We start from the raw sequence: 22,119 nt of genomic DNA, 5'->3' as shown, positions 1-22,119 counted from the left end.
CTGATTTCTGTCCGGAAGCGCCCCTTTTTTAAAGTTTTTCTGTATGAATGAGCCAGAATCTCAAGATCAGGCAGACTGTTCCCGCGATCCAGCCGCTGAGGGGCAGAATGAGCAGGCTCCCGCAGAAGATCAGGGAGGCTCTCAGGGAAAAACTTTGCGGCAGAGTCCCGAAGAACGGGAACGGGCTGCCCATCTGAGTAAAGACCGGTTTTCTCTGCCTGCGAAGGTGCCAGGCTATGTCATGGTGCGTTCGCTGGGGGAAGGATCTTATGGATCGGTCTGGCTGGCCCAGGAAGACAATACCGGTAAATATGTGGCGATCAAGTTCTATACCTACCGTCGGGGGCTGGACTGGTCGTTGTTGAACCGGGAAGTAGAAAAGCTGGCCGAGCTGTATACCTCGCGGAATATCATCAGTCTGCAGGGGGTGGGCTGGAACAGCGATCCCCCCTATTACATGATGGAGTACCTGGAAAACGGATCGCTGGCCTCCTTTCTGGATGCGGGGCCGTTACCGGTACCCGAGGCGGTCCGGATTGCCAAAACCGTGCTGCAGGCGCTGGTGCATGCTCATGGGCGGGGGATTCTGCACTGTGACCTGAAGCCGGCCAATATTCTGCTGGATGACAATTACGAACCCCGGATCTGTGATTTCGGACAGTCGCGTCTTTCGAACGAACAGAGCCCTTCCCTGGGGACGCTGTATTATATGGCTCCCGAACAGTCTGATCTGCAGGCAGTCCCTGACGCCCGCTGGGACGTGTATGCCCTGGGGGCGCTGCTGTATCACATGCTGTCCGGCAAGGCACCTTACCGGACCGCAGGGAATGAACAGTCCATTCGCGAGAAGGATACGCTGGAAGAGAAGCTGCAGACTTACCGGGAACTGATCCAGAAATCCCCCCGCCCTGCAGAACATCGCAAAGTGAAAGGGATCGACCGGCGTCTGGTGGATATTGTCGATCGCTGCCTGGAGACCGATCCCCGCAAACGGTTTCCCAATGCACAGGCGGTGCTGAGCAGTCTGATTCAACGGGACCAGTATCGTGCCCGCAGACCCCTGATTGCGCTGGGGATCATTGCGCCCTTGCTGCTGGTGCTGGGGCTGATTCCGGTGGCGGGAGCGGCAGTGAACCAGATGGTTTCCCAGTTCCGTGAAAATCTGACAGCGCGTGCTTTGAAAAGTGATCTGATCTCGGCCAATCTGCTCTCACAGAATGTGGAGCACGATCTGCAGGATCGCCAGGTCCAACTGGTGGAGTTATCTCAACGTACCCTGCTGCGGGATATGATGGAAAAAGTCCAGAATGATGGATCGGAAAGTCTGGAGAGCTACGGTGAAATTGCAGCGTACCTGCAGCAGGAAAAAGATCTGGTTGACGAGAAGCGTGATTCTCTGGGGAGAGAGAAAGATACGAGCTGGTTTCTGACCAACGCGAATGGGATTCAGGTCTGGCGTGATCCTCCCCGCCCCACGATCGGGCAGGACTTTTCCTACCGGGATTATTTTCATGGACAGGGAACAGAATATGAAAAAGGGAAGGCACCTGCTTCGGTGAAACCGATCACCCATCCCTATATCTGCCAGGCGTTCAAGAGTGATGCGACCAACCAGTGGATGGTTGCCGTCGCGGTGCCGATCTGGGATCTGAAACATGACAGGGTGCTGGGAATCCTGGCCCGGACGACACACCTCGATCAATTACTCACCGGCTACGATGAAAGTATCCGCGGCGATTCTGAAAAAATCGGCGACCGGAAAATTGCCCTGATCGACAACCGGGATGGCAAAGTGCTGGCCCATCCCCGGATGACCGCAGAGAACCTGCGGTCGTTGAGTCGTGAAGAGGTCGATCAGCTGGTTTTGAAAGACAATCACTTTGACCAGCTGAAATTATTCAGATTGACTGAGAAGAAGGGGCAACGTGGTCCCATTCCCGCGGTGATCAGCGATTACCATGACCCGGTGGAAGCGGTCTTTTCTGAGGACATTGAAGACAATATCTGGCTGGCCGCGTTCGCGCCAGTGGGAAATACAGGCTGGACCGCCGTGGTTCAGGAACGCCGGGGGCTGGCATTACGACCGGTGGTAGAGATGAAGAACTGGCTGATCGAGTATGGCTTGATTGTGCTGGTCACGAGCTGTCTGCTGATCTTCACCGTCTGGTATTTCGTGATGCGGGTGCTGACTGAACGCCGCGGCTGGGACTGGTCTCGTCATCAGCAGGAAAAGAAATCAGATTCAGTGACACCGGTTGCGAATTGAGTATTTTTGAACTGAATAGAGTGATCGCGTCTCAGGAGCACCTAGACAGGCAGGGAGCGTTTTTTTGTTGGAACTCATGATTTATGGCAGCAGTCCCCGCAATTCCAGCAGAATCAGCCTGGAGCCGGGGCAGGAACTGATCCTGGGACGGGCAGCCGATGCCGATATTCCGGTCTCCTGGGACGATCGCATTTCCCGGCGGCATGCACGCCTGCAGGTGCAGCAGAAGCAGGTGCAGGTCAGCAGGCTGGACGGAGCCGAAAATGAAATCTTCTTATCAGGAGCGGGGCTGACCGATTTTCAGCTGGAACCCGGGAACGCCTTCGTGATTGGATCCACCACGTTTCAGCTGGTCGATTCCATTTCCAGTTTTACCTCTCCCCGTGAATCGCCGCTGGAAGAGGTCACCTTTAAACCGCATGAACTGCTGAAGGTGAAATACCGCGATGCCGATCAGCGGATCGATGTGCTGGCGCATTTACCGGAGCTGATTCTGGATGCTCGCAACGACGCAGACCTGTTTCATCGACTGGTCACGATGCTGCTGTCCGGTGTGAAGCATGCGGATGCAGTTGCGGTGGTGCGGTTGAACGAGGAAGATCGGGTCGAAGTCCCATTCTGGGAACGGCGGCGTCAGGCACAGGGGGGCTTTCATCCGAGTGGACGCCTGGTGCAGGAAGCCATTAAAAAGAGTGGACGGTCGGTGCTGCATGTCTGGGCGGCCCGGGAGGAGAAGCCGGAACAGGAGGATTACACGGCGGTCGCTGAGTTTGACTGGGCCTTCTGCACACCGATTGAAGATGGTACTGCCGGTAAATGGGGCCTGTATGTTGCCGGCGAACTGGAACATCCTTATCAGGTCTCTGGCGGTGGCGGGATGAGTGGTGTTGACCTGCAGGCCGATGTCAAATTTACTGAACTGGTCGCGGCGATCGTGAAGTCGGTCCGGCGTCTGAATCAGCTGGAACGCCAGCAGGCCGGTTTAAGACAGTTCTTTGCGCCGCCGATTCTGTCTGCGCTGGGGGATAATCTGAATACGGATATTCTGGAACCCCGAGAATGCGACGTGACGGTGCTGTTCTGCGACCTGCGGGGATTCAGCCAGCATGCGGAGGATTCCTCGGGCGACCTGATCGGACTCCTGGACCGGGTCAGCCAGGCCCTGGGAATCATGACCTCGCATATCCTGGACTTCGGTGGGGTCACGGGTGACTTTCAGGGGGATGCGGCTCTGGGATTCTGGGGCTGGCCCTTCTCTTCCGAACTGGCGCCCCTGGACGCCTGCCGGGCCGCACTGGCGATCCGCCAGGCATTTGAGCAGATCCGTCAGCACCCCGAACATCCTCTGTCCGATTTCCGGATGGGGATCGGGATCGCGCATGGGCGGGCTGTGGCAGGGAAAATCGGGACCAGTGACCAGGTTAAAGTGACGGTGTTTGGTCCGGTAGTCAATCTGGCCAGCCGCCTGGAAGGATTGACTAAACACCTGCGGGTTCCGGTTGTGCTGGACGAAGCGACGGCACAGATTGTGCGGAATAAGCTGGACCGGCGCGAAGGACGCGTGCGTAAACTGGCACAGATCCTGCCTTATGGAATGGAAAAGTCCGTCGTTGTCAGCGAGCTGCTGCCTCCGGAAACACATCCCGAAACGTTGACGGAAGAGGAAGTGACCTGCTACGAGCGGGCCGTCGACTGCTTTATCGCTGGTGACTGGGAAGAGTCCTTTCGGTTGCTGCATGCGATCCCCGCTTCGGACCGGGCCCAGGATTTTCTCTCGCTGCAGATTGCGCGTTCCAATCGGGTGGCCCCCGCCGACTGGGATGGCACCATTCGCTTTGACACGAAGTAACTCCTGTCACACAGCAGGCAAGAACTCATTCGGGCAGGGATCGTTCTGATTTTGATGCCTGGGGGGAATAGGCTGGTTCACCCCGTCCGCCCCGGATCAATTTTTTTAGAATATCTGGTCATCTGGCTAAAGTTGACCTATTTTTTAACGACGGGCATCACGGAGATGCGCAGGTGATTTGCCCTGGAAGATCTGGAATCAGCAACCTGGAGAGAGTGGAATTATGAGTAATGCAGAATTATTAGTCGAGTTGGAAGCGGAAGAACAACACGTTGAACAGAGCTCCGAACGCTCCCGGGAACTTGAGATCGATCATCGTTCCCAGGAAATGCTGCTTGTCTTAAATGAAGTATTTGATTCAATTGTGCCTTCCAGCAAGTCTTAATAAGTGATTTCAAGTTTCAGTAGTAGGCTCCTCTCATGCTACAAGCATCAGAAAAATCAAACGCACGAATTTTAGTAATCGATGACGATCCGCTTTTCCGCAATCTGATGGTTTCATTTCTGCGGAGAGAGTATTTCGTTTCCGTTGCCAGTGATGGTTCGGAAGGATTCTATAAAGCGCTCGAGTACCCGCCTGACATTGCGATTGTCGATGTGCAGATGCCCGTCTGGGATGGCTTGCAGACGTTGAAAGCATTCCGTTCACACCCGACGCTCTGTAATACCAAAATCATCATGTTGACCTCCGACGCCAGTAAGGGGACTGTGATTGCGGCGATACAGGGAGGCGCGAATGATTATATTATCAAGACCAGTTTCTCGAAAACAGAACTGCTGGATAAGGTACGGAAGTTTGCCCAACCGGGAGGCGGGAATGTCGCCAACACACCGAACTCTTCCCGGCGGCAAAATTCGGTGACTGCGACCAATACAGTGAGCCAGCAGATGGAACCAGTCAAAACCTGTCCGGAGTCGGCTTCCATCGAAGATCAGCTTGGCGATCTTTCACTGGATAAGAGCGAAGAAGAGATGCTCGAAGAAATTATGGATGAGTGGGAATAAGGCGGGCCGACCTGTTGGTCGAGTATCCCTCTGCCTCTGTGACCATTTCCTGAGATATAATGATAAAACCCCGCAGGGCTGAAAGGCAGCTCTGCGGGGTTTTGTGTTGATCAGGCATCAGTTCCGGATTACAGCGTTTCCTTGGAAAACTTGGCAATCACGTTACCGATGAATTTCAGAATGCCTTTGTCGAGTTTGGCTTTGCCGTCAATGACATCGTCTTCCCGTTTCATGACAAAGGTGAAGGTGTCGTCTTTGTCCGTGAGGGATTCGAGCAGCATTTCGCGGATATCCGCTTTCCCTTTTTTGCCTCTGATCTTGTTGACCAGTTTCAGCCAGGGCAGTGTTTTCACATTGAGTTCGATCACATTCGGGCTGATTTTTTCAGGAGCGGGTTCCTTCACTTTCTGAATGGCATCTTTGATGTGCTGAATCGCATCGGGACCAGCAGCCATCCAGAGTGCTTCGGGAGTGCTGCCGACATAGAGCGCCTCTCCTTCACCGAAGAGTTCGTAGAAGCCAGCCTGGTAGTCGTCTCTGATATTGATTTTATGAATCTTCAGATTCTCTTCGTTGACGACATCGAGCTCGACAGTCTGCCCTTTCATTAACTGGGGCAGCAGTTCAACAGCTTCTTTGAGCTTGGCTCCATCGGCTGAGCGGATGCCTCCGAGCAGCGTGTATTTGCCCCCCTCGGTCGCATTAGCGTCGATGAAGCCATCGATCATGGAGGTTTCTTTACCGGCATCCAGCATTTGAATGATCAATTCAGAAATCTTCTTGCCCGCTTCTTTCTGCTTGTCGGTAAGATCCTTGTTGTTGTCAATCCGCTCTTTGAGACTGGGCAGCAGCAGATTATAGAATGCGGTAAAATTGGCTTTGCGCATTTCATCCAGAGGGTGGTTGATGCGGCCGTTCAGGATTCCATCCTGCTTGACATCGACATTGGCGAAATAGCTGGGTTTGGTAGCGAACTGCTTAATGCTTTCGTCCAGCGAAGTGCCTTCAATGGCTTTCAGACTGAAAACGAGTCGGCCTTCATTGGCAGCAGCATCAGTCGTCCAGCCGATGACCAGTTTCTGGGCTTCGGCAAATAGTCGTTCTGCTTCATCCATCTGGTGGGTGAAAGCGAGTTTGCGGAGTTCGAATGCGTTTTCGGTTTCATCCCGTTTTTTCTTGATCGCCGCCTGCAGCTGTTCGCGGGTTTTGGCCATCGATTTTTTGCGAAGATCCACACCCTCTTTTTGATTGGTGATCAGGGCACTGAAATCGTATTTGGCCTGGATCAGTTCCTGGACCCGCTTGAGCGGATCGTCGATATTTTCAACTTCCTCGATTTTTTCGGAGATGATCACATATTTCAGTTTCTGCAGGTACTCCATGAATCCTTCAAAAAGGTTGCCCAGTTTATAGGGGCCTTTTCGCTGTTTCTTGGAGGAGATCTCGAAGACTTCGAGGTTATCGCGAAATTCGCCCAGGTCGCTGATGGGGAGAATCAGGCGATAACGCTGCTGCTGATTTTCTCCCAGCAGGATATCGATGCGGATGGGGCGTGTTTTATCAATCCCTTCCAGGAAGGTGGGGATTAACTCTTCGAGGTTGCTCCAGCCTTTTTTATCGCCTGCCAGATCCAGTACCAGATATTTGAGATCGGCAATCATGCCGTCGGCATTGATCTGGACCAGTGAGATGTTGGGAGCAGCTTTGTTTTCTTCAGCAGTTGCCGTGCGCGGAAGTGAGAAAGCAACTAAGAGAATCAACGCGAAATGAGCAATGCGGCTCATACATTTCCTCCATGATGTATTTCTGAGGATCTTGGGATCGATATCTAATTTGCCTGAATCTTCTGCAGGTGACGTCCCGGAAGGACGCCCTGATTCATTACCGTCAGCAGCGAATGTTAGTTTATACCGATAGTAATGAATAGGGAACTCTGGTTGAAGAAAAAGCTAAAGTCCGAAATCGAAGATTTCTATGTCCGGTAGAACAGGCGAATCTGGGATGAGAAATACAATGTGTACGTGTGTATTGTCAGGTCCGGTTAGACCAGAGGGTCCAGAATAGAAATTCGGCGGAGTCCTGCGAAAATATGAAGGATGTTGCGAAACAAACTCAAAAAAATCCGAACTGAATCAAGCTTCACAGCAGAATCGCTAAGATTGGTCTGCCTTGGGTTGCCTGCTGCCGAATTGACACAGAACTCCCCTTTCGCTTTATGGGCGAGGTCAGACAGTGATCAAAGCTTCTTGGCAGGTTCTTCTTTCGCTGGAGCCGAACCGGGTTGATCATTTTGAGCGGCCTGAATTCCGGTGATGAGACCCAAATATCCTGAGATCCGTTCGGTAGGCGAGTAATTACTGCTTTGCAGTAGTTTATCAACGGTGCCAATCTGTTTCTGCTCTACTGCGACGGAGCCAATGGTGCTGAGCATGTCTTCGCGTAATACCGGATCTTTGGTCGCAGTGACAAATTGAACGGCCTGTTTGAACTGCGACTTATTCAGGAGTCTGGATAACAGTTTGAGCGACAGTTGGCCTTTCCAGGGCTTTTTGAGGTCAGACTGGTTGATCAGATGGGCCGCCTGTTCCGGTTTCCCGTTATTGATCAGCGAAACGGTCTGGCGGATCAACTCGTCCTGTTTGGACAGTTTGGGGGCGTTGCCGGTCAGTGCTGCTTTGATTTGTGAAGTCAAAGCAGCATTCTGTGAATCGACAGATCCCATAATGATTGCCGGCAAAGTGGTTTCCAGCAAGTCATCTTTGAGGTTGAGGTCGGGGTTCTGGTTGGCCCCCTGCACGAGGTTCCAGGCATCAGAGGCCAGGCCGGAACGGGCTGCCTGAGCCAGCAGGGTGACCAGTCGTTCATTGCGGTCTTCAGCGGCGGCTTTTAAGCTGCGGAGCTGTTTCTTGTAGTCGCCGACTGCCAGGTTAACGCGGTCGGAGGTATCAAGGTTGTATGTGTCTTTGATCCGGTCTTTGAAATTAAAATTCGATGTCTCGTTGGTCTTTTCTTTGACCGCAGCCAGGCTGGGCGCGATCGCATGGATGCTCTGGACGGCATTTTTCAGAGACTGTAACGCTGCCTGCTTCTGACCCAGATCTGACTGAGCACAGGCAATCTGCAGGTAGGTCTGCGCCAGTTGTTCCAGTGAGGCCGTCTGGGGCAACCGCAGGGAGTTGACTTCTTTGATGTCACCCAGTGTGAGTGGTTTGGGAACAGGCTGTTCCTTGATCAGGCTGATGGCCTTATCGACGAATTTTTCGGCAGTCTGATTCTGCTTGAATAAGACCAGTTCCCGGGCGCAGCGGGCCAGCATCTGGGCGTTCCCTGTGGGAGACAGTTTCTGTTCCGCGGGCTGGATGAGACTCAAATCCGGTTGCTGTTTATGCCTGATGGCATATTCGATCTGGGACAGTGCCCACTGGGTGACGGCTTCGGTCCGGTCGGCAGATTCAGGAGCCATTGCTGCCCAGTTGAGGGCTGCGTCGGGATAACCGTGCGTCACCAGAATCATGGTGGTGGCGACCCATTGGGGGGACTTCCAGAGTTGATGCAGGTCGATCAGAGATTCAAAATCATGATGATTGGCTTCCTGGGCAATCTGCAGGTAGGCAGAGAGCTGCGCCAGATCATTTTCCGCCTGGTACTGTCTGATGAGGTCTGTTGCCAGATCCTCTTTGCCGGCGGCGATCCAGAAGGCGGCCAGGCGTGAAATCAGGTCCAGGGTATCGCGTCCGCCAAACTGGGGGATTTTCTGAGCGAGTTCAATGGTCTGGTCCAGTGTCGCTTTGAGACCGGCCTGATCTTTTTCCTTCAGCTGAATCCAGCCGATTTCAATCAGCGGGAAAATTTTATAAAACGGCAACGGAGGGCTGACAGTATCAATGTAGGCAATCTGTTCACGCGCTGTGGTGAGATCTCCGGCGACGGCATACGCCTCCGCGGCGAGACGTCGACTGAAAGGCTTGCTGCGGTTTTTCCGTTCCCGTGAAAGTTCCACCATGTTCTGAAGTGCGTCCTGTTTGACCTTCGCGGCGGAGACAGAGGCCTGGTTCGTCTGTGTGCCCTGCTCCGGATTCGTAAGCGGATTCGCGAGCGGGTTTGGTTTGTCCTTGTCGTCTTTCACAAATTGATTTTTGGGGGCATTATTAATCGCGGGGATATCAAACGGTTTGGTCAGTTCCGAGCTGTCCGGGACTCGAGCGAGATACCAGTAAGCACCACCGATGGCTCCGCTAAAGATGACGATTACTGCAATCAGGGGCAGCTTGGAAGGTTTCTTTTCCTTTGGTGCTTCATCTTCCTTGGATTTTCGTTCCCCTGCGTCCGGATCGGGAACAGTAAACACCGGTGCCAGGCATTCCGGATTACGACATTTGACTTCCTTGCCGACGACCTTGGGAGAGGCGAAACCCTGGGTATCACACATCGGACAGACAACACGGAACATCTTTCCCTTGGCTGGTTTGCGAGCCAGGGGAATGACCTTTGCTGCTTCCTGCTGCTTGCGTTCCAGTTCGAAAGGATCGTCATCGGAAACGGTTTCACGTTTCGAGCGTCTGGCCGGCTGCCCTTTGGGGGGCGTGGTCTGAGCGGGAGCTGCTTTTCCTTTGGGAGAGGAGCTGGATTTGGCAGAAGACTTCATCGCAGCACCGCAGAACGGGCATTCAACGGCATCTTCGTCGAGTACTGATGCTCCACAGGACGGGCAAGTTGGCAGATCCATATTTCAAGAGTCCGATATATACTGGTGGTTAATCAATGTCCATGTTTCACCTGTTACCACATCTGCAAGTCATTCAGAAGTGAAAAATTATGTCGTAACAGTTTGATCGTGATTAGAAAGGAATCATAGTTTACTGTTTAGAAAACAGAAAGCTAAGTTTATTGTATACATTGAATAAGCTCCTGTTCAAGGAAGATTCAATGAACGCGGCTGAACCTCTGAGCTATAGAGGTTTTGAGAGGATTGTCTGCCAGGGACTGATAACGTAAAAATGACAGCCAGATCCACTGAGGGTCAAAGGGAACACATCATTTCAAGAGGAATGGAAATCAGAGACATGGAATTACAGATTGAACAGGTAGTGGCGCAGTTTGAAACGGAATTACATGAACAAAAATGCGTTTCGGGCGTGTTAGATCTGTTACTGGAGCAACTTGGGGGGCGGGCCATCGGTCTCTGGCGGTGTGAGGCAGGAAACCTGCTGCAGGTAGGCTTTCGTGCAGTACCGGACATGGATCAGCAGGTGCAGCAGGACTTTGCTGCCCTGACGCATCAGGTTTCTCTGGAAAATACCGGGTTGGGGATTGTCAAAGCGGCCCTGGAGCGGAAACCGGCGATTGGAACGTTAAGCAGCACGGAATCGGGGCTGCCCGGTTCATCAGAGTGGCTGCTGAAGTTTGGCGCACAGCAATCCTATGCGGTACCAGTTTTTGAAGCAGATGAAGTTGCTGGAGTTCTGGCAATATCCACAGACTGTATTCATCAGGCAGGTGATGCCGAGTGGGAAATTCAGACCCGGATTGCGGACGGAATCGGTGAGAAAAAACTTTTGGGGATGCTTTGAGGCTGTGAATTGAGTATGATTCCGGTACAGAAAAAGAGAGTGGAATTGTCAGGCGGTTCTCCGCTGTATAATATAAGATGTTGAGTAGAATATGGAACTTTCTACTGCTCTCCTTTTTCGCTTCCCCATACTGTCTGAGCTCAGCAACTGCTGAAGGACGTTAGTGATTCTCTGCAACAGGTCATGGTAAGATGAGTCGATCGAATCCTTTGCACTGGTCATTTCCCATCGGATCCTGGTTTTTGACTCAGGTGCGCGTCAGCATTTTTCTACCCGTGCTGCTGCTGGTTTTCTGGTCGCATTATTCTCTCGGCCTGGGTTTCGCTTTATTCAGTGTGCTGTTTCTCAGTGTATTTCTTCACGAAATGGGGCATGTGGTGGCCTGTCGGATGATGGGGGGAGAGGCCGATCAGATTATGCTCTGGCCTTTAGGGGGCCTGGTTCCCTGCAGCCCTGCCCGCAGCGATTCAGCAAGGATCGTTACGGTTCTGGGGGGGCCACTGGTCAACCTGCTGTTGTGTGCCATTACGCTCCCTGCCGTAATCTGGTCCGGGCAACTGTCTGAATCGTTGAACCCGATCAAGCTTCCCGTCGTGGATTTGAGTAATAATCTGGGACAGGCCATGCTATTGATGGTGTTCAGCATCAACTGGCTGCTGCTGCTGGTGAACCTGATTCCCGTGCTGCCCCTGGATGGCGGCAAGATCCTGCAGATCATTCTTTCCCGTCGTTTTGATGAGACTGTGCTGCATATGATCCTGCTCAATGTCAGTTTCCTGGTCGGGGGACTGGGGATGGTGATTGGCCTGTGCAGCCACACGGTCTGGGTCGTCTTTTTTGGTGCTCTACTGCTGATGCTGAATCTGCTGGAGTTCACGAGTGGCCATCGGGAAGAGGCGTTCGATGATTCCATCTTCGGCTATGATTTCTCGCAGGGATATACCAGCCTGGAACGTTCCAGTGGGGAACTGGTCGAGAAAAAGGCCGGATTTTTCCAGAAGTGGCGGGAAAAACGGAAACTGCAGAAGCAGCTCCGCGAACGCGAAAAAGAGCGTGATGCGGAAAAGCAACTGGATGAGTTGCTGAATAAGGTTCATGAACTTGGCCTGGATTCTCTGACCCCCAAGGAACGACAGCAGTTAAATCAGGTCAGCGCCCGCTACCGCAAGAGTAATACCGATTCCTGAAGCCGTAACCTGCGTTCAGAATTGGCAACGACTCACCTCTTTCCACCGGGTTTTATTGAATTTCCCTGTAGAGGCGAATCATTTTCCTGTTGGGACCGCATAATCCGCTTTATTGCCGGAATCCCTGCCATCGCTCTCAGAGAACACTGTTTCCCATGTCGCCTGACTGGTAGATGGTGAACAGAGACGGGAGGCCTCGCGAGAGGCTGAAAATCAGCGATTTCGACTGCATGTATCTCTAACTGATGCTAAATCAAGATGATACAACCAGAGAAGAGGACCCTTTTCTCTGAATTGCTCTTGTAATTCCCTGAGCTGGTCTAATTTATCGACTGAATTTTCGCATCCTGTTCACTAGGACCTGATTTTACAGGTATTTATGGGATATCGGCGGGTTTCCGGCCAAAATCAGCTGTTTTCTCACAGAGTGACACAAATACAGATCACGATTCCAATTCCGATTTGCGAGCAGATGTCTGCGAACTAACTTTCTATTGGGAATAAATCCTTTAGAAAGCAGGAAATTGAATTATGGTCTCGGGAACAATTGACTCATTCAAGAAACTATCCAACTTCAGCAGGTGTGGTGGCGCATGGGATCTGGAAATTCAGCAGGATACCAAAGTTGAATTATCCAATCGTCGCATGCAGCGTATTTCAGAATTGACGGGCCTGTCAATGTTCTGTTTTGACGCCAGTCTGCGCGTGCTGGTCGGGCGTACTCATGCGCAGTCCATGCCCTTTTTTCCGATCGATGTGTTGAACCAGCTCGACCAGGTCCAGGGACTGACCCTCGTCGAAAATACGAACGGGCTTACTCATTATCTGCTTCCGCTGTTTGAGGATTCAGACCACAAATATGTCGCTGCGGGTTTCGTGTTTCAGAAAGAAAAACGCAAGCTGACCGAAATGGTTCTGTCTGCTGTCGAGCGGGAATGGTCATCAGAGGAGCTGGATACGTGGCTGGAAGGACAGCGTACGCTGGATGTGAAATCGTTGCATGCCCTGCTCAGCCTGGCAATTCTGCATCTGGATGAAGAGCAGCAACTCGATGAGTTGAACGAGGAAGTCGATAACCTGTCCGAGTGCCTCGATGAAACTTTCGAGGAAATCAGTCTGCTGCACGAAGTCGCACAGCATCTGAAAATTTCCGAAAGTCCTGAGAATCTGGGAGAGCTCTGCCTGGAACGGATCGGGAATCTGATAGAAGCGGAAACGAATATCATCTGGTTTGCAGGACAGGGAAATACATCCCAGTTCATGTCAGAAAGCCAGGCAGAATTTGACGAGCTCAAACTGGCACGTCTGGTGGCTCAGTTTGACGGGTTTGATTTCAATCAGCCGCTGGTCATCAATCACGTGGAGAGTTCACTGCTCTCACTGGAATTTCCGGACCTGCATAATCTGGTCCTGGTGCCGATTTCCGATGGCACCAGTTCGTATGGCTGGATCCTCAGCTGTAACCTGCTCAAAAGCGAAGAGTATGGAACAATTCAGGCCAGCCTGCTGAATTCGGTGGCGTCGTTCCTGGGGACTCACCTGCGCAACATCGACCTGTATGCGCAACAGGAAGAGATGATGTTGAGCTTCGTCAAGTCATTCATTTCCACCCTGGATGCCAAAGATCCCTACACACGCGGCCACAGCGAACGTGTGGCCCTGATCGCGCAGCAGTTGGCAAAGCAGCTGGGGTACACGGGAGAATTTCTGCAGGAAATTTATCTGTCAGGGTTGCTGCATGACATCGGGAAAATCGGCGTCGATGACCGGATTCTTCGCAAGGAAGGCCGGTTGACCGACGAAGAGTTTCTGCAGATTCAGAAGCATCCGATGATTGGTTACAAGATTCTTTCCGGGATCAAGAAACTGAAAAACATTCTGCCCGGGATCCGCAATCACCATGAGCAGATTGACGGGCGGGGCTATCCCGATCGCCTGACTGGAAATGACATTCCGCTGATGGCCCGCATCCTGGCGGTTGCGGATGCTTACGATGCGATGGGCAGCGACCGGCCTTACCGTAACGGGATGCCCCTGGAACGGCTCGAAGCCATTTTCCGTGAAGGGAAAGGGATTCAATGGGATGCGGACGTGATCGATGCCTATTTTGAGATTCGTGATGAAATTACACGTCTGTCTCAGAAATACAGTCAGGAATCAGCCGAGCAGTCTGAAGAAACTGGCCGTGAATAGACTGGCGCCCGCTAACAGATTACGATAAGAATTTTATTGGATTCTGTTATTGGGAGACTCGTATGCTGTCTGTTTTGCATCAGAAACACTGGAAGAGAACCGTTCTTCTGATCTGTCTCTTACCTTGTCTCTTCGGTTGTGGTTCCGGTTCGTCTGAATCCACTACCGACCCACCCATTCCTGAAGCGGAACCCGTAAACACAACCGGGTCTGGCACCCATGAACCACAGCAGACCGCTGCCGGCGTCAAAGAATTCGACGGCATTCAGTTTGAAGTACCGGCTGGCTGGAAGCAGGTTCCCCTCTCTCCCGCACAACGGGGGATGATCTCAGCCAGTTTTCAGATTCCTGAGGCAGGCGACGGAGTCAGACTGACACTTTCTTCTGTCGGCGGTGGTGTTGAAGCCAATCTGGAACGCTGGCGTGGGCAGTTTCAGTTACCCCCCGGTGAAAAGCCAATTCAGAAGACGATTCGCGTGGATGGCGTGGAGACGATCTGGCTGGACTTACGGGGGACTTTTGATACCGGCCCCTCCTTGCGGGGAGCGGCGGAATCCGGGATGCGAATGATCGGAGTGGCAATCCCCCGCAGTCCCCGCGATTTCTATCTCAAACTGACGGGGCCCCGGGAACAGCTGTTGAAAGCGGAGCCGGAGTTTGAAGCATTCTTGAAGTCAGCCCGCTTCAAACAATAGCCCGGGTGCGAGACCGGACTACCGCTCAGCATTCCATTTTCGGACCAGACCAGCCGCAAGATGTCCGCCGAATCCAAACGAGAGCTTGAGCGCCGTCCTGATTTCCCGTGGCACTGCCACCAGCGGAGTGTAATTTAAAGCGCACTCCGGATCAGGTTCTTCCAGATTGAGTGTGGGTGGGACGATGCCGTCCCGCATGGCCAGCAGCGTCAGAGCCAGTTCCACGCTTCCTGCTGCCCCGAGCAGGTGCCCCATCCCCCCTTTCAGACTGGAACAGGCAATCGAAGCGGCGTGTGCGCCGAATGCTTTCTGGAGAGCGTGTGTTTCATACACGTCATTGATCTGCGTTCCCGTCCCATGCAGATTGATGTAATCAATTTCGTCATGCTCCACACCGGCCCGGCGGAGCGTTTCGTTGATCAGGTGGGCCAGGCTCTGTGCCTCGGGGTCAAACTGCATCAGATGTGTCGAGTCGGAACCCAGACCTCCGGTCAGCCATTCAGCATAAGGGGTCACGCCGCGTTGCTCGGCCTGCTCCAGTGATTCGAGGACCAGGATGCCGGCCCCTTCTCCGACGACAAAACCGTTGCGTCTGATGTCATACGGGCGGCAGGCCCTGGCAGGTGAATCAAACTGAGAAGCCAGGACCCCCATGCGGTGAAATGAAGCCAGGACGGCAGGCAGGAGCGAGGCATCGGTGCTGCCGGCCAGAACCGTATCGCAGATTCCTTCGCGGATCAGCTCGGCACCGCGCATGATGCTGGAGAATCCGGTCGCACAGGCAGAAACCGGAGTCAGGGCTGCTGCCTGCAGATTGTAATGGGCAGCGATGGTGTGGCTGGCGGCACCTGCAAAACACTGGGGCCAGAGTTCCGGGGGAGGCTGCTCTGCGGCGGAGTGATTTGAATATGGTATCGCTGCCAGTTGGGCGAAACTGGCCATGCCCCCTTTGCTGGAGCCGATGACACAGCCTGCGGTTTCCCGGTTGAGTCGGTTCAGGTTCAGATCCGCATCCTGAATCGCTTCCTCCGTCGCTTTCAGAGCCAGTGTCAGTGAGGGCTCTGTCTGGAGCGGAGACTGGCTCGAAAGTGTGGCACTGGAGAGACGGGCATCGGGAATGATTCCCCCCGCCAGAGGGCGCTGGAGTTGATTGGACAATCCCTGCAGTGGCTGGATCGCGGAATGTCCGGAACGGATGCCCTGCCAGGACGCTTCCCGGCCGACGGCATAAGGAGTGATCAGGCCGATACCCGTGATGACGACCCTGCGGGGCTCGGGATCAGATACGGTAGACGGTGGTCGCATTAGAACGTGAGGGCTGAGTATAAATGAAACCGGAGTGATCAGACGCGATGGCTGGTACGACAGACGGCAAACAGAGCCGCGCCAAACAGAGCTGCTACCAGAAGGTATTCCACAATCGAAGTCTGTGACTGCACAACCGCGCCTCCCTTCCGTGCCTCTTCCTGCGCCAGGACGGTAGTCACTGAAAACAGAGCTGAACCGGTGAATGCGGCCAGAGCAGTGAAGATTCGGGATGTGAGTCGCTTGCGAGTGTTCATAACTTCCTTCTGGGAGTCTGTAAAAAAGAGCTTGTCAGCTGCCTGATTGTATCAGTCCTGATCGGAATCTGCATCAGGAAAACGGCATTCCTCTGTAAATTCCTCGGTTAATTCTGCCGGTGCTTCTCCCTCGATGAGCACTTCTACAGGTTGTCGCAGCTGCTGAAAATCCTGCTGCTGCAGATAGACGGTCTGCCAGCTGTCAGAGCGGGGTTTCATTTTATCCCGGTATTGATCGACGGAGACCAGGTAAAAGGCATACAGGTTGTCTTTAAACTCATACACTTTTTCCAGGTTGTTGGAAATGGAGTCCGGTGGCAGCTGATAGGCGAAGACCAGGCTGGAGACAAACCCTTCCCCGAACAGTTCCTGCCACTGTTGCAGGCCTGCAATATCTTCACGTGTGGCCCAGCTTTCCCAGCGCCGGCTGCGGTTCGGGATGTCAAAGATCTCCGTGCGTCCTTTGACGTCAATCAGCAGATTCGGACCGTGAGCGGAATAGACGATGAAATCCAGTGACTTGATCGAAGCTTCTTTGGCCAGCGCCCTCCGTTTTTCATCAACGGCGACGTAGGGGACCTTCTCCGACCGCAGATAGTCCTCAAAAGCGGATTCGTAGTGATTCCTGCGAATGACCATGTCGCTCCCTGTCTGAAAATCTAAGGTACTGATCAGATGGTAACAGGGTTGGCTGGTGCTGTAAATATCTATAGATCAGTGCAACTTTCAGAGAGAGGGATTCAGGAGAGGATTTCCTGGATCAGGTCGATCAGTTCTTCCTCTTTGACGGCGGTCTGGGTGCCGGTCTGCATGTCTTTGACCTGCCAGAGCTGATTTTCGAATTCATCGGTTCCGGCCACAATCACGATTTTGAAACGGTGCCGATTCGCGTACTTCAACTGTTTCTTGATCGCCTTGGTATCCGGATAAACTTCGACGTTCAGTCCCGCCTGTCGCAGATTGCGTCCCAGACGCAGGTACTCAGGAGTGAACACGGCATCCATCTGGGTGATCAGGATCGGGGCGGGCGTGGAGACTTCGCTCAGCAGATTCAGTTCCTGCATGGCAGCCAGCAGGCGATCCAGCCCCAGACTGGCACCGACTCCGGGCAATTCCTGACTGGTAAACAGGTCAGCCAGGTTATCGTAGCGGCCCCCCGAACAGACACTGCCGATACCGGGCAGCTGATCCAGAAAGGTTTCGTAGATCGTGCCGGTGTAGTAGTCCAGTCCCCGTGCGATCGAGGTGTCCAGCACGATCCGTTCTGCAGGGATGCCCGCTCGGTCAGCAGCGGTAAACAGTTCCCGGAGGTAGAGTACTCCCTGGGTCCCGCGTTCGTTCTCTTTCAATTGCTGTTCCAGCGAGTTCAGAATTTCCTCGGTCGATCCCTGGACCGTCATCAGCGCCAGCACCTCTTCGGCCTGCTGCTGAGTCAATCCTCCCTGCTCCTGCATTTCACTGATGACGGCTTCCGGGCTGGTCTTGGCCAGCTTGTCGAGCGCCCGCAGGACAGCTGCCGACTGCGATTCCAGGTTGTGCAGTTCCAGCAGACCGTTGAGGATCATGCGGTTGTTAATGCGGATTTTAAAATCGGTGAAGCCGATCTTCAGCATCAGGTCGTGAATGATGAATAACGTTTCGATGTCGGCCGAATTGGAATTGGTGCCGATAGTATCGAAGTCACACTGGACGAATTCCCGATAACGCCCTTTCTGCGGACGTTCTCCCCGCCAGACGGTGCCGACGTGATAGCGTTTGAACGGCGTTCCCAGTTCGTTGATGTTCTGGGCTGCGAAACGGGCGAAAGGAACGGTGAGATCAAACCGCATGGCGACATCGCGGCCTCCCTGTTCGAAGCGGAACATCTGCTTGTCCGATTCTTCGCCTCCCTTGCCGGTCAGGATTTCGGTGTATTCCAGAGCCGGCGTGTCAATCGGACTGAAGCCGTAGCTGCGATAGACGGATTTGGCGGTCTCGATCAGCTGTTCGCGGGGAATCATGGCCGAGGGGAGATAATCGCGGAACCCTTTGAGCGTACGTGGAGTAATTAATTCTTTTTTCACAGTATCTTACCGGATGCGATCCTCGTGGATCGTGATTGACTGGAGAGTTTCAGATTTTGATTTGCGTCTGGCAGCGTACTACACGTGTACGACGGGAAGCTGCAGTTTCTCTGCCTTGATTTTTGACTTCCCCTTGCGTTTCTTTTTCTTGGGAGGCAGAACCGCATGGGCATATTCCCAGATCTGTTCTGGTGTCTCGAACAGACGGTCGTAGGTGCCGTCATTGTCGTATTCGCAATCGTCTGTCGTGTAGGTACGACAGATCTGCGGGCGATCTTCGTAATTGCCGCAACGGTAGTCCGGGAGAATGTATTTGCAGTCTCCGTAGACCATCAGGAACCAGACATCCTCATCGACAAAAATGGCACAATGGCCGTGCATGATGTACCACCGCATGTGATCGTAATCTTCCCAGGTGGTCGGCGTTTCGATGGGTAAGGCAAAATAGCGGCAACAACGTGCCGTGCAGTAACTGCATAAGACTTCCCCGCTTTTCAGATCAGATCGTTTTACTGTGACAGTGGACATGTTCGGTTTCCCTGATAAATAAAATGATAGTTTCAGTCTGAAAAGGTTCGCATCGACTGTAAACCTGCTGAACGACTGATCGGTCTCCGCTGCTTGGGGAGCTCTGCAACATCAGATCAATTCAGGACTTCAATACACGTATGATGATAGAATAGGATGTTTTATAAGCCATTCAATGGGAAATTGCACGGAATCTGCAGCAAGAAAGTTCGGGATTTCAATCAGAAGCAGCCGGGTAGAGTCGGATCTGTCTCGACTGAGGAATTCAGCGGGCGCCCATTCCGGCGTGCAGACGCAGGTTGACTTGTAGGGGTTTTAGTGATTATCCCCTCAGGAAAAGCGTATAATTGTGGTTTCTGCTTGACCCTGATTTGTTGTGGGACTTATCATTAAATAAAAGTCCCATCCGGTTTTTCGCAGCTTTCCTGACCCCCACAATTGATCTGTCCGGGATACGCGGGAATAATTGATACCGAACGATTTATCTTCGGTTCCGGTGGCCCGGATAGACGATGTTACAGACAAGGCGTTTCCGATTCCGTCGAAAAGCCTTTGTACATGACTGAGATCCATTAGAGAAACTCGAAAACGCAACACGAAGCCGCTGGCTTTGTAGAATTCGATCAAGGTTTAAAACGATGCATAAATCCGGAGTAGTCTTCGCCTGGCTTGTCGTGTTGGCAGCGATTGCCGCGATCCCGCTCACAGCCAAGGTACTTGCCGTTCGCAGCAGCTGGCTGCAGGCAGTAGAGAAGAACGATGCCCAGATCGCCAAAAACGAAGCGGAAATCGAAGCCAAGAGCAAAGAGAGCAAAGACCTGCGCACGGAACTGACCCGGGAGATGCTGGGCTGGGATCGTTACTGGGATGCACAAGTGACGGTTGCCAACCAGCAGACAGGGGAAATTCAGATTCCGATCGGCAGCGATAATGGTCTGGGTAGTGCTGACGCCGCAGCCGCCAAGCCGGTGGTGTTCGCGTTTCAGGCGGTTCCCGGTCAGCAGGGCAGTACGAGTTATGTGGGCGCTTTCCGCGTGACGGCACTGGATACCAACCGGGCGCTGTTGAAAAAAGTGACGCCGCCCGAATCGGGTGAAGCGGCACAGTGGCAAAACGGGACCTGGCGTTTACGTGCTCTGGTACCGCCACAATATATTTCGATTCTGCGGACCCTGCGTGATCAAATGGTGGAACGCAAACAGGAACGGCAGCGTAAACAGGATCGGATCCAGGATCTGAATCGTCTGCTGGCCGCGGCCCAGCAACGGCTGGATGCACGTGTCAGCGAACTGATCGGTTCTGATAACGCACCCCAGGGGGAGAACCTGCCTGTCGAGTTGCGGAAAGGTCTGGTGGCCGGTCTGGAAGAAGAAGAACAGGAACGCAACCAGGAATTTCTGGAAACCGATCGTTTACGGCGTGATCTGCTGAAAGTGTTTCAGGAGCAGCAGGACCTGATCAAAGAAGTCAGCCAGCTGACCAGGCAGTTACCCCATCAAGACCAGGGTTACGGTGAAAAGAAGCAGGAAACTGGCGATAAGCTTTCTGAGGCGACTCCTCAATAGCACGCATGACAGAGCGTAAAATGGACAGCGTCTCTGATTAGGAACTGACAGACTTAAGGATACGTTAGGCGATGGGGATCGAGAGCCGGGATTACCTGCGAAATGAAAGCGGGGGAAATTACCGCTCATTTAACATGTCAGCCGGTGGCTGGGCCATCAAGTATCTGATCATCGCGAATGTGGCCGTGTTTCTGCTGGAAATAGCCACGATGCAGGGGCGGAGTGGTTCTACGATCCTGAATTTTCTGGCACTGGATCGGGAATCGATCTTTTCCAGTTTCCAGATCTGGCGGCTGGTGACTTACGGATTCTGTCATTCCACACAAAGCCTGGGACATATTTTCTTTAATATGTTCATACTGTGGATGTTTGGCCGCTCCGTGGAACCTGTTGTCGGTTCACGTGAATTTCTGGCGTTTTATCTGGTCAGCATCGTCATCAGCGGTTTGTGTCATATTGCGATCAGTGTCAACCCGGTGATCGGTGCTTCGGGTGGTGTGATGGCAGTTGTCTTTCTGACAGCCATGTATTACCCCAAGATGACTGTCCTCTTGTTTTTCGTGCTGCCGATCGAGCTCCGCTGGCTGGCAGTCCTGTATGCTGTGGTGGACCTGTTCGGATTTGTAAACCCCCGCGGAGACAGCGTCGCCCACTTTGCTCACCTGGGTGGGGCCGCTTTTGGAGTCGCATATAAATATTATGGCTGGAATCTGACACGCGGATTACAGCGAAAGTGGGAGCGGTTTCAGTCGAACCGGGCGGTTCGCAAAAGTAATCTGCACGTCTATTCGGAGCCGGATACCCGATTGAGCAAGGCCAGCCTGGATGAGCGGGTTGACGCGATTCTGGAAAAGATCAGCCGCGAAGGGGAAGCGAGCCTGACGGATCAGGAGCGGGAACTGCTCAAAGAAGCCAGCAGCAAATATAAAAAACGTTGAATCGTTCCCCGAGACAGATTACTCTGATTGCTCCAGAGTTCACAGCCCAGGCACTGCATTCTGAATCCGGTGATCCGTCATGCCTCAGTCACAATTTGAAGAACTGATTCAACGCACGCGGGACGGCGATCGTACTGCAGAAAATGAACTGCTGGAAAAATGCCGCGCCTATATTTCGCTGATCGCCCGCGCCCAGATTGAAGGCTGGATGCGCACCAAATTTGATGCTTCCGATCTGGTGCAGCAGACCCTGCTTGAAGCGCACAAGGGGCTCTCCCGCTTTGAAGGCGAAACGGAGGCGGAATGGCTGGGCTGGCTGCGGGGCATTCTGAATCATAATACGCTGGACTTTGCCCGCCGGTACCAGGGAGCCGCCAAGCGCGATGTGAAGCGGGAGTTTTCCATTGATCGGGCCGGCCAGCAGACAGAAACGTCCGGTCAGCAGAAATGGGAACTGCCCGACCAGGCGGAGACCCCGAGCCGGATCCTGTTGAACCGGGAGCAGGAAATTCAGGTCGCCGAAGCAGTCAGTCGGCTGCCCCCCGATTACCAGGAAGTGATCATGTTACGCAACCTGCAGAGACTTTCATTCAAAGAAGTGGCTGAGCGGATGCAGCGGAGCCCCGGTGCCGTACAGATGCTCTGGATGCGGGCGCTCAATCAACTGCAGGAACTGCTGGAGCAGGTGTGACAGTCGA

At 53.2% G+C, this 22,119-nt stretch carries 18 protein-coding genes; 11 read left to right on the top strand and 7 right to left on the bottom strand.

Going from position 1 to position 22,119, the window contains the following annotated elements:
- The first annotated feature begins 43 nt into the window (after positions 1 to 43).
- The 4 genes from Enr10x_RS11500 (at position 44) to Enr10x_RS11490 (ending at position 5,120) form a co-directional block, all read left to right on the top strand.
- Entirely contained in the window at positions 44 to 2,266 is a 2,223-nt protein-coding gene (locus Enr10x_RS11500; protein ID WP_145449135.1) for a serine/threonine protein kinase, read from the top strand.
- A 76-nt stretch (positions 2,267 to 2,342) separates the two neighbouring features.
- Entirely contained in the window at positions 2,343 to 4,115 is a 1,773-nt protein-coding gene (locus Enr10x_RS11495; RefSeq protein ID WP_145452651.1) for an adenylate/guanylate cyclase domain-containing protein, read from the top strand.
- Between the two features lie 223 nt (positions 4,116 to 4,338).
- Entirely contained in the window at positions 4,339 to 4,500 is a 162-nt protein-coding gene (locus tag Enr10x_RS29920; RefSeq protein WP_197997568.1) for a hypothetical protein, read from the top strand.
- A gap of 35 nt (positions 4,501 to 4,535) precedes the next feature.
- On the top strand, positions 4,536 to 5,120 hold the full coding sequence (locus Enr10x_RS11490) for a response regulator (RefSeq protein ID WP_145449133.1): 585 nt from the start codon (positions 4,536 to 4,538) through the stop codon (positions 5,118 to 5,120).
- Positions 5,121 to 5,248: 128 nt separating this feature from the next.
- On the opposite strand, the gene Enr10x_RS11485 is transcribed toward Enr10x_RS11490, so the two are convergent.
- Both Enr10x_RS11485 and Enr10x_RS11480 read right to left on the bottom strand, forming a co-directional pair.
- Positions 5,249 to 6,904, bottom strand: coding sequence for a hypothetical protein (locus tag Enr10x_RS11485; RefSeq protein WP_145449131.1), 1,656 nt, complete (start codon positions 6,902 to 6,904; stop codon positions 5,249 to 5,251).
- A 452-nt stretch (positions 6,905 to 7,356) separates the two neighbouring features.
- Positions 7,357 to 9,846 carry a hypothetical protein gene (locus tag Enr10x_RS11480; RefSeq protein ID WP_145449129.1) on the bottom strand — a complete coding sequence of 830 codons (2,490 nt, stop codon included), beginning with the start codon at positions 9,844 to 9,846 and terminating at the stop codon, positions 7,357 to 7,359.
- A 337-nt stretch (positions 9,847 to 10,183) separates the two neighbouring features.
- Here Enr10x_RS11480 and Enr10x_RS11475 point away from each other — a divergent pair, with 337 nt between their 5' ends.
- The 4 genes from Enr10x_RS11475 to Enr10x_RS11460 all read left to right on the top strand — a co-directional run bounded on the left by Enr10x_RS11475 (position 10,184) and on the right by Enr10x_RS11460 (position 14,765).
- A complete protein-coding gene (locus tag Enr10x_RS11475; protein ID WP_145449127.1) occupies positions 10,184 to 10,690 on the top strand; it encodes a hypothetical protein in 507 nt (168 codons plus the stop codon).
- 191 nt (positions 10,691 to 10,881) lie between these two features.
- Positions 10,882 to 11,877 carry a site-2 protease family protein gene (locus Enr10x_RS11470; protein WP_145107760.1) on the top strand — a complete coding sequence of 332 codons (996 nt, stop codon included), beginning with the start codon at positions 10,882 to 10,884 and terminating at the stop codon, positions 11,875 to 11,877.
- Positions 11,878 to 12,408: 531 nt separating this feature from the next.
- Positions 12,409 to 14,070 carry an HD-GYP domain-containing protein gene (locus tag Enr10x_RS11465; protein ID WP_145449125.1) on the top strand — a complete coding sequence of 554 codons (1,662 nt, stop codon included), beginning with the start codon at positions 12,409 to 12,411 and terminating at the stop codon, positions 14,068 to 14,070.
- A gap of 62 nt (positions 14,071 to 14,132) precedes the next feature.
- Positions 14,133 to 14,765 (top strand): hypothetical protein, encoded by a 633-nt coding sequence (locus Enr10x_RS11460; protein ID WP_145449123.1) that lies wholly within the window; start codon positions 14,133 to 14,135, stop codon positions 14,763 to 14,765.
- An 18-nt stretch (positions 14,766 to 14,783) separates the two neighbouring features.
- Here the strand turns inward: Enr10x_RS11460 and Enr10x_RS11455 are convergent, their stop codons facing one another.
- From Enr10x_RS11455 to Enr10x_RS11435, 5 genes are all read right to left on the bottom strand, one after another.
- Entirely contained in the window at positions 14,784 to 16,070 is a 1,287-nt protein-coding gene (locus tag Enr10x_RS11455) for a beta-ketoacyl-[acyl-carrier-protein] synthase family protein (RefSeq protein WP_145449121.1), read from the bottom strand.
- 38 nt (positions 16,071 to 16,108) lie between these two features.
- Positions 16,109 to 16,327, bottom strand: coding sequence for a hypothetical protein (locus Enr10x_RS11450; protein WP_145449120.1), 219 nt, complete (start codon positions 16,325 to 16,327; stop codon positions 16,109 to 16,111).
- A gap of 51 nt (positions 16,328 to 16,378) precedes the next feature.
- Positions 16,379 to 16,966 carry an HYExAFE family protein gene (locus Enr10x_RS11445; protein ID WP_145449118.1) on the bottom strand — a complete coding sequence of 196 codons (588 nt, stop codon included), beginning with the start codon at positions 16,964 to 16,966 and terminating at the stop codon, positions 16,379 to 16,381.
- A 101-nt stretch (positions 16,967 to 17,067) separates the two neighbouring features.
- Positions 17,068 to 18,390 (bottom strand): histidine--tRNA ligase, encoded by a 1,323-nt coding sequence (gene hisS / locus Enr10x_RS11440; protein ID WP_145449117.1) that lies wholly within the window; start codon positions 18,388 to 18,390, stop codon positions 17,068 to 17,070.
- Positions 18,391 to 18,468: 78 nt separating this feature from the next.
- Entirely contained in the window at positions 18,469 to 18,918 is a 450-nt protein-coding gene (locus tag Enr10x_RS11435) for a YkgJ family cysteine cluster protein (RefSeq protein ID WP_145107781.1), read from the bottom strand.
- A 638-nt stretch (positions 18,919 to 19,556) separates the two neighbouring features.
- Here Enr10x_RS11435 and Enr10x_RS11430 point away from each other — a divergent pair.
- The 3 genes from Enr10x_RS11430 (at position 19,557) to Enr10x_RS11420 (ending at position 22,112) form a co-directional block, all read left to right on the top strand.
- Positions 19,557 to 20,483 carry a hypothetical protein gene (locus Enr10x_RS11430; protein ID WP_145107783.1) on the top strand — a complete coding sequence of 309 codons (927 nt, stop codon included), beginning with the start codon at positions 19,557 to 19,559 and terminating at the stop codon, positions 20,481 to 20,483.
- A 71-nt stretch (positions 20,484 to 20,554) separates the two neighbouring features.
- Entirely contained in the window at positions 20,555 to 21,421 is an 867-nt protein-coding gene (locus Enr10x_RS11425) for a rhomboid family intramembrane serine protease (RefSeq protein WP_145107786.1), read from the top strand.
- Positions 21,422 to 21,500: 79 nt separating this feature from the next.
- A complete protein-coding gene (locus Enr10x_RS11420; RefSeq protein WP_145107788.1) occupies positions 21,501 to 22,112 on the top strand; it encodes a sigma-70 family RNA polymerase sigma factor in 612 nt (203 codons plus the stop codon).
- The last annotated feature ends 7 nt before the right edge of the window (positions 22,113 to 22,119 follow it).

Source organism: Gimesia panareensis, assembly GCF_007748155.1.
Lineage (GTDB): Bacteria > Planctomycetota > Planctomycetia > Planctomycetales > Planctomycetaceae > Gimesia > Gimesia panareensis.
Note: the sequence above shows the minus strand (reverse complement) of the source record. Positions and strands in the feature narration are given on the sequence as shown.

Coding starts and splice junctions, on each gene's coding strand:
- Enr10x_RS11500 (WP_145449135.1), top strand. CDS start 44: ATGAATGAGCCAGAATCTCAAGATCAGGCAGACTGTTCCCGCGATCCA.
- Enr10x_RS11495 (WP_145452651.1), top strand. CDS start 2,343: ATGATTTATGGCAGCAGTCCCCGCAATTCCAGCAGAATCAGCCTGGAG.
- Enr10x_RS29920 (WP_197997568.1), top strand. CDS start 4,339: ATGAGTAATGCAGAATTATTAGTCGAGTTGGAAGCGGAAGAACAACAC.
- Enr10x_RS11490 (WP_145449133.1), top strand. CDS start 4,536: ATGCTACAAGCATCAGAAAAATCAAACGCACGAATTTTAGTAATCGAT.
- Enr10x_RS11485 (WP_145449131.1), bottom strand. CDS start 6,904: ATGAGCCGCATTGCTCATTTCGCGTTGATTCTCTTAGTTGCTTTCTCA.
- Enr10x_RS11480 (WP_145449129.1), bottom strand. CDS start 9,846: ATGGATCTGCCAACTTGCCCGTCCTGTGGAGCATCAGTACTCGACGAA.
- Enr10x_RS11475 (WP_145449127.1), top strand. CDS start 10,184: ATGGAATTACAGATTGAACAGGTAGTGGCGCAGTTTGAAACGGAATTA.
- Enr10x_RS11470 (WP_145107760.1), top strand. CDS start 10,882: ATGAGTCGATCGAATCCTTTGCACTGGTCATTTCCCATCGGATCCTGG.
- Enr10x_RS11465 (WP_145449125.1), top strand. CDS start 12,409: ATGGTCTCGGGAACAATTGACTCATTCAAGAAACTATCCAACTTCAGC.
- Enr10x_RS11460 (WP_145449123.1), top strand. CDS start 14,133: ATGCTGTCTGTTTTGCATCAGAAACACTGGAAGAGAACCGTTCTTCTG.
- Enr10x_RS11455 (WP_145449121.1), bottom strand. CDS start 16,070: ATGCGACCACCGTCTACCGTATCTGATCCCGAGCCCCGCAGGGTCGTC.
- Enr10x_RS11450 (WP_145449120.1), bottom strand. CDS start 16,327: ATGAACACTCGCAAGCGACTCACATCCCGAATCTTCACTGCTCTGGCC.
- Enr10x_RS11445 (WP_145449118.1), bottom strand. CDS start 16,966: ATGGTCATTCGCAGGAATCACTACGAATCCGCTTTTGAGGACTATCTG.
- Enr10x_RS11435 (WP_145107781.1), bottom strand. CDS start 18,918: ATGTCCACTGTCACAGTAAAACGATCTGATCTGAAAAGCGGGGAAGTC.
- Enr10x_RS11430 (WP_145107783.1), top strand. CDS start 19,557: ATGCATAAATCCGGAGTAGTCTTCGCCTGGCTTGTCGTGTTGGCAGCG.
- Enr10x_RS11425 (WP_145107786.1), top strand. CDS start 20,555: ATGGGGATCGAGAGCCGGGATTACCTGCGAAATGAAAGCGGGGGAAAT.
- Enr10x_RS11420 (WP_145107788.1), top strand. CDS start 21,501: ATGCCTCAGTCACAATTTGAAGAACTGATTCAACGCACGCGGGACGGC.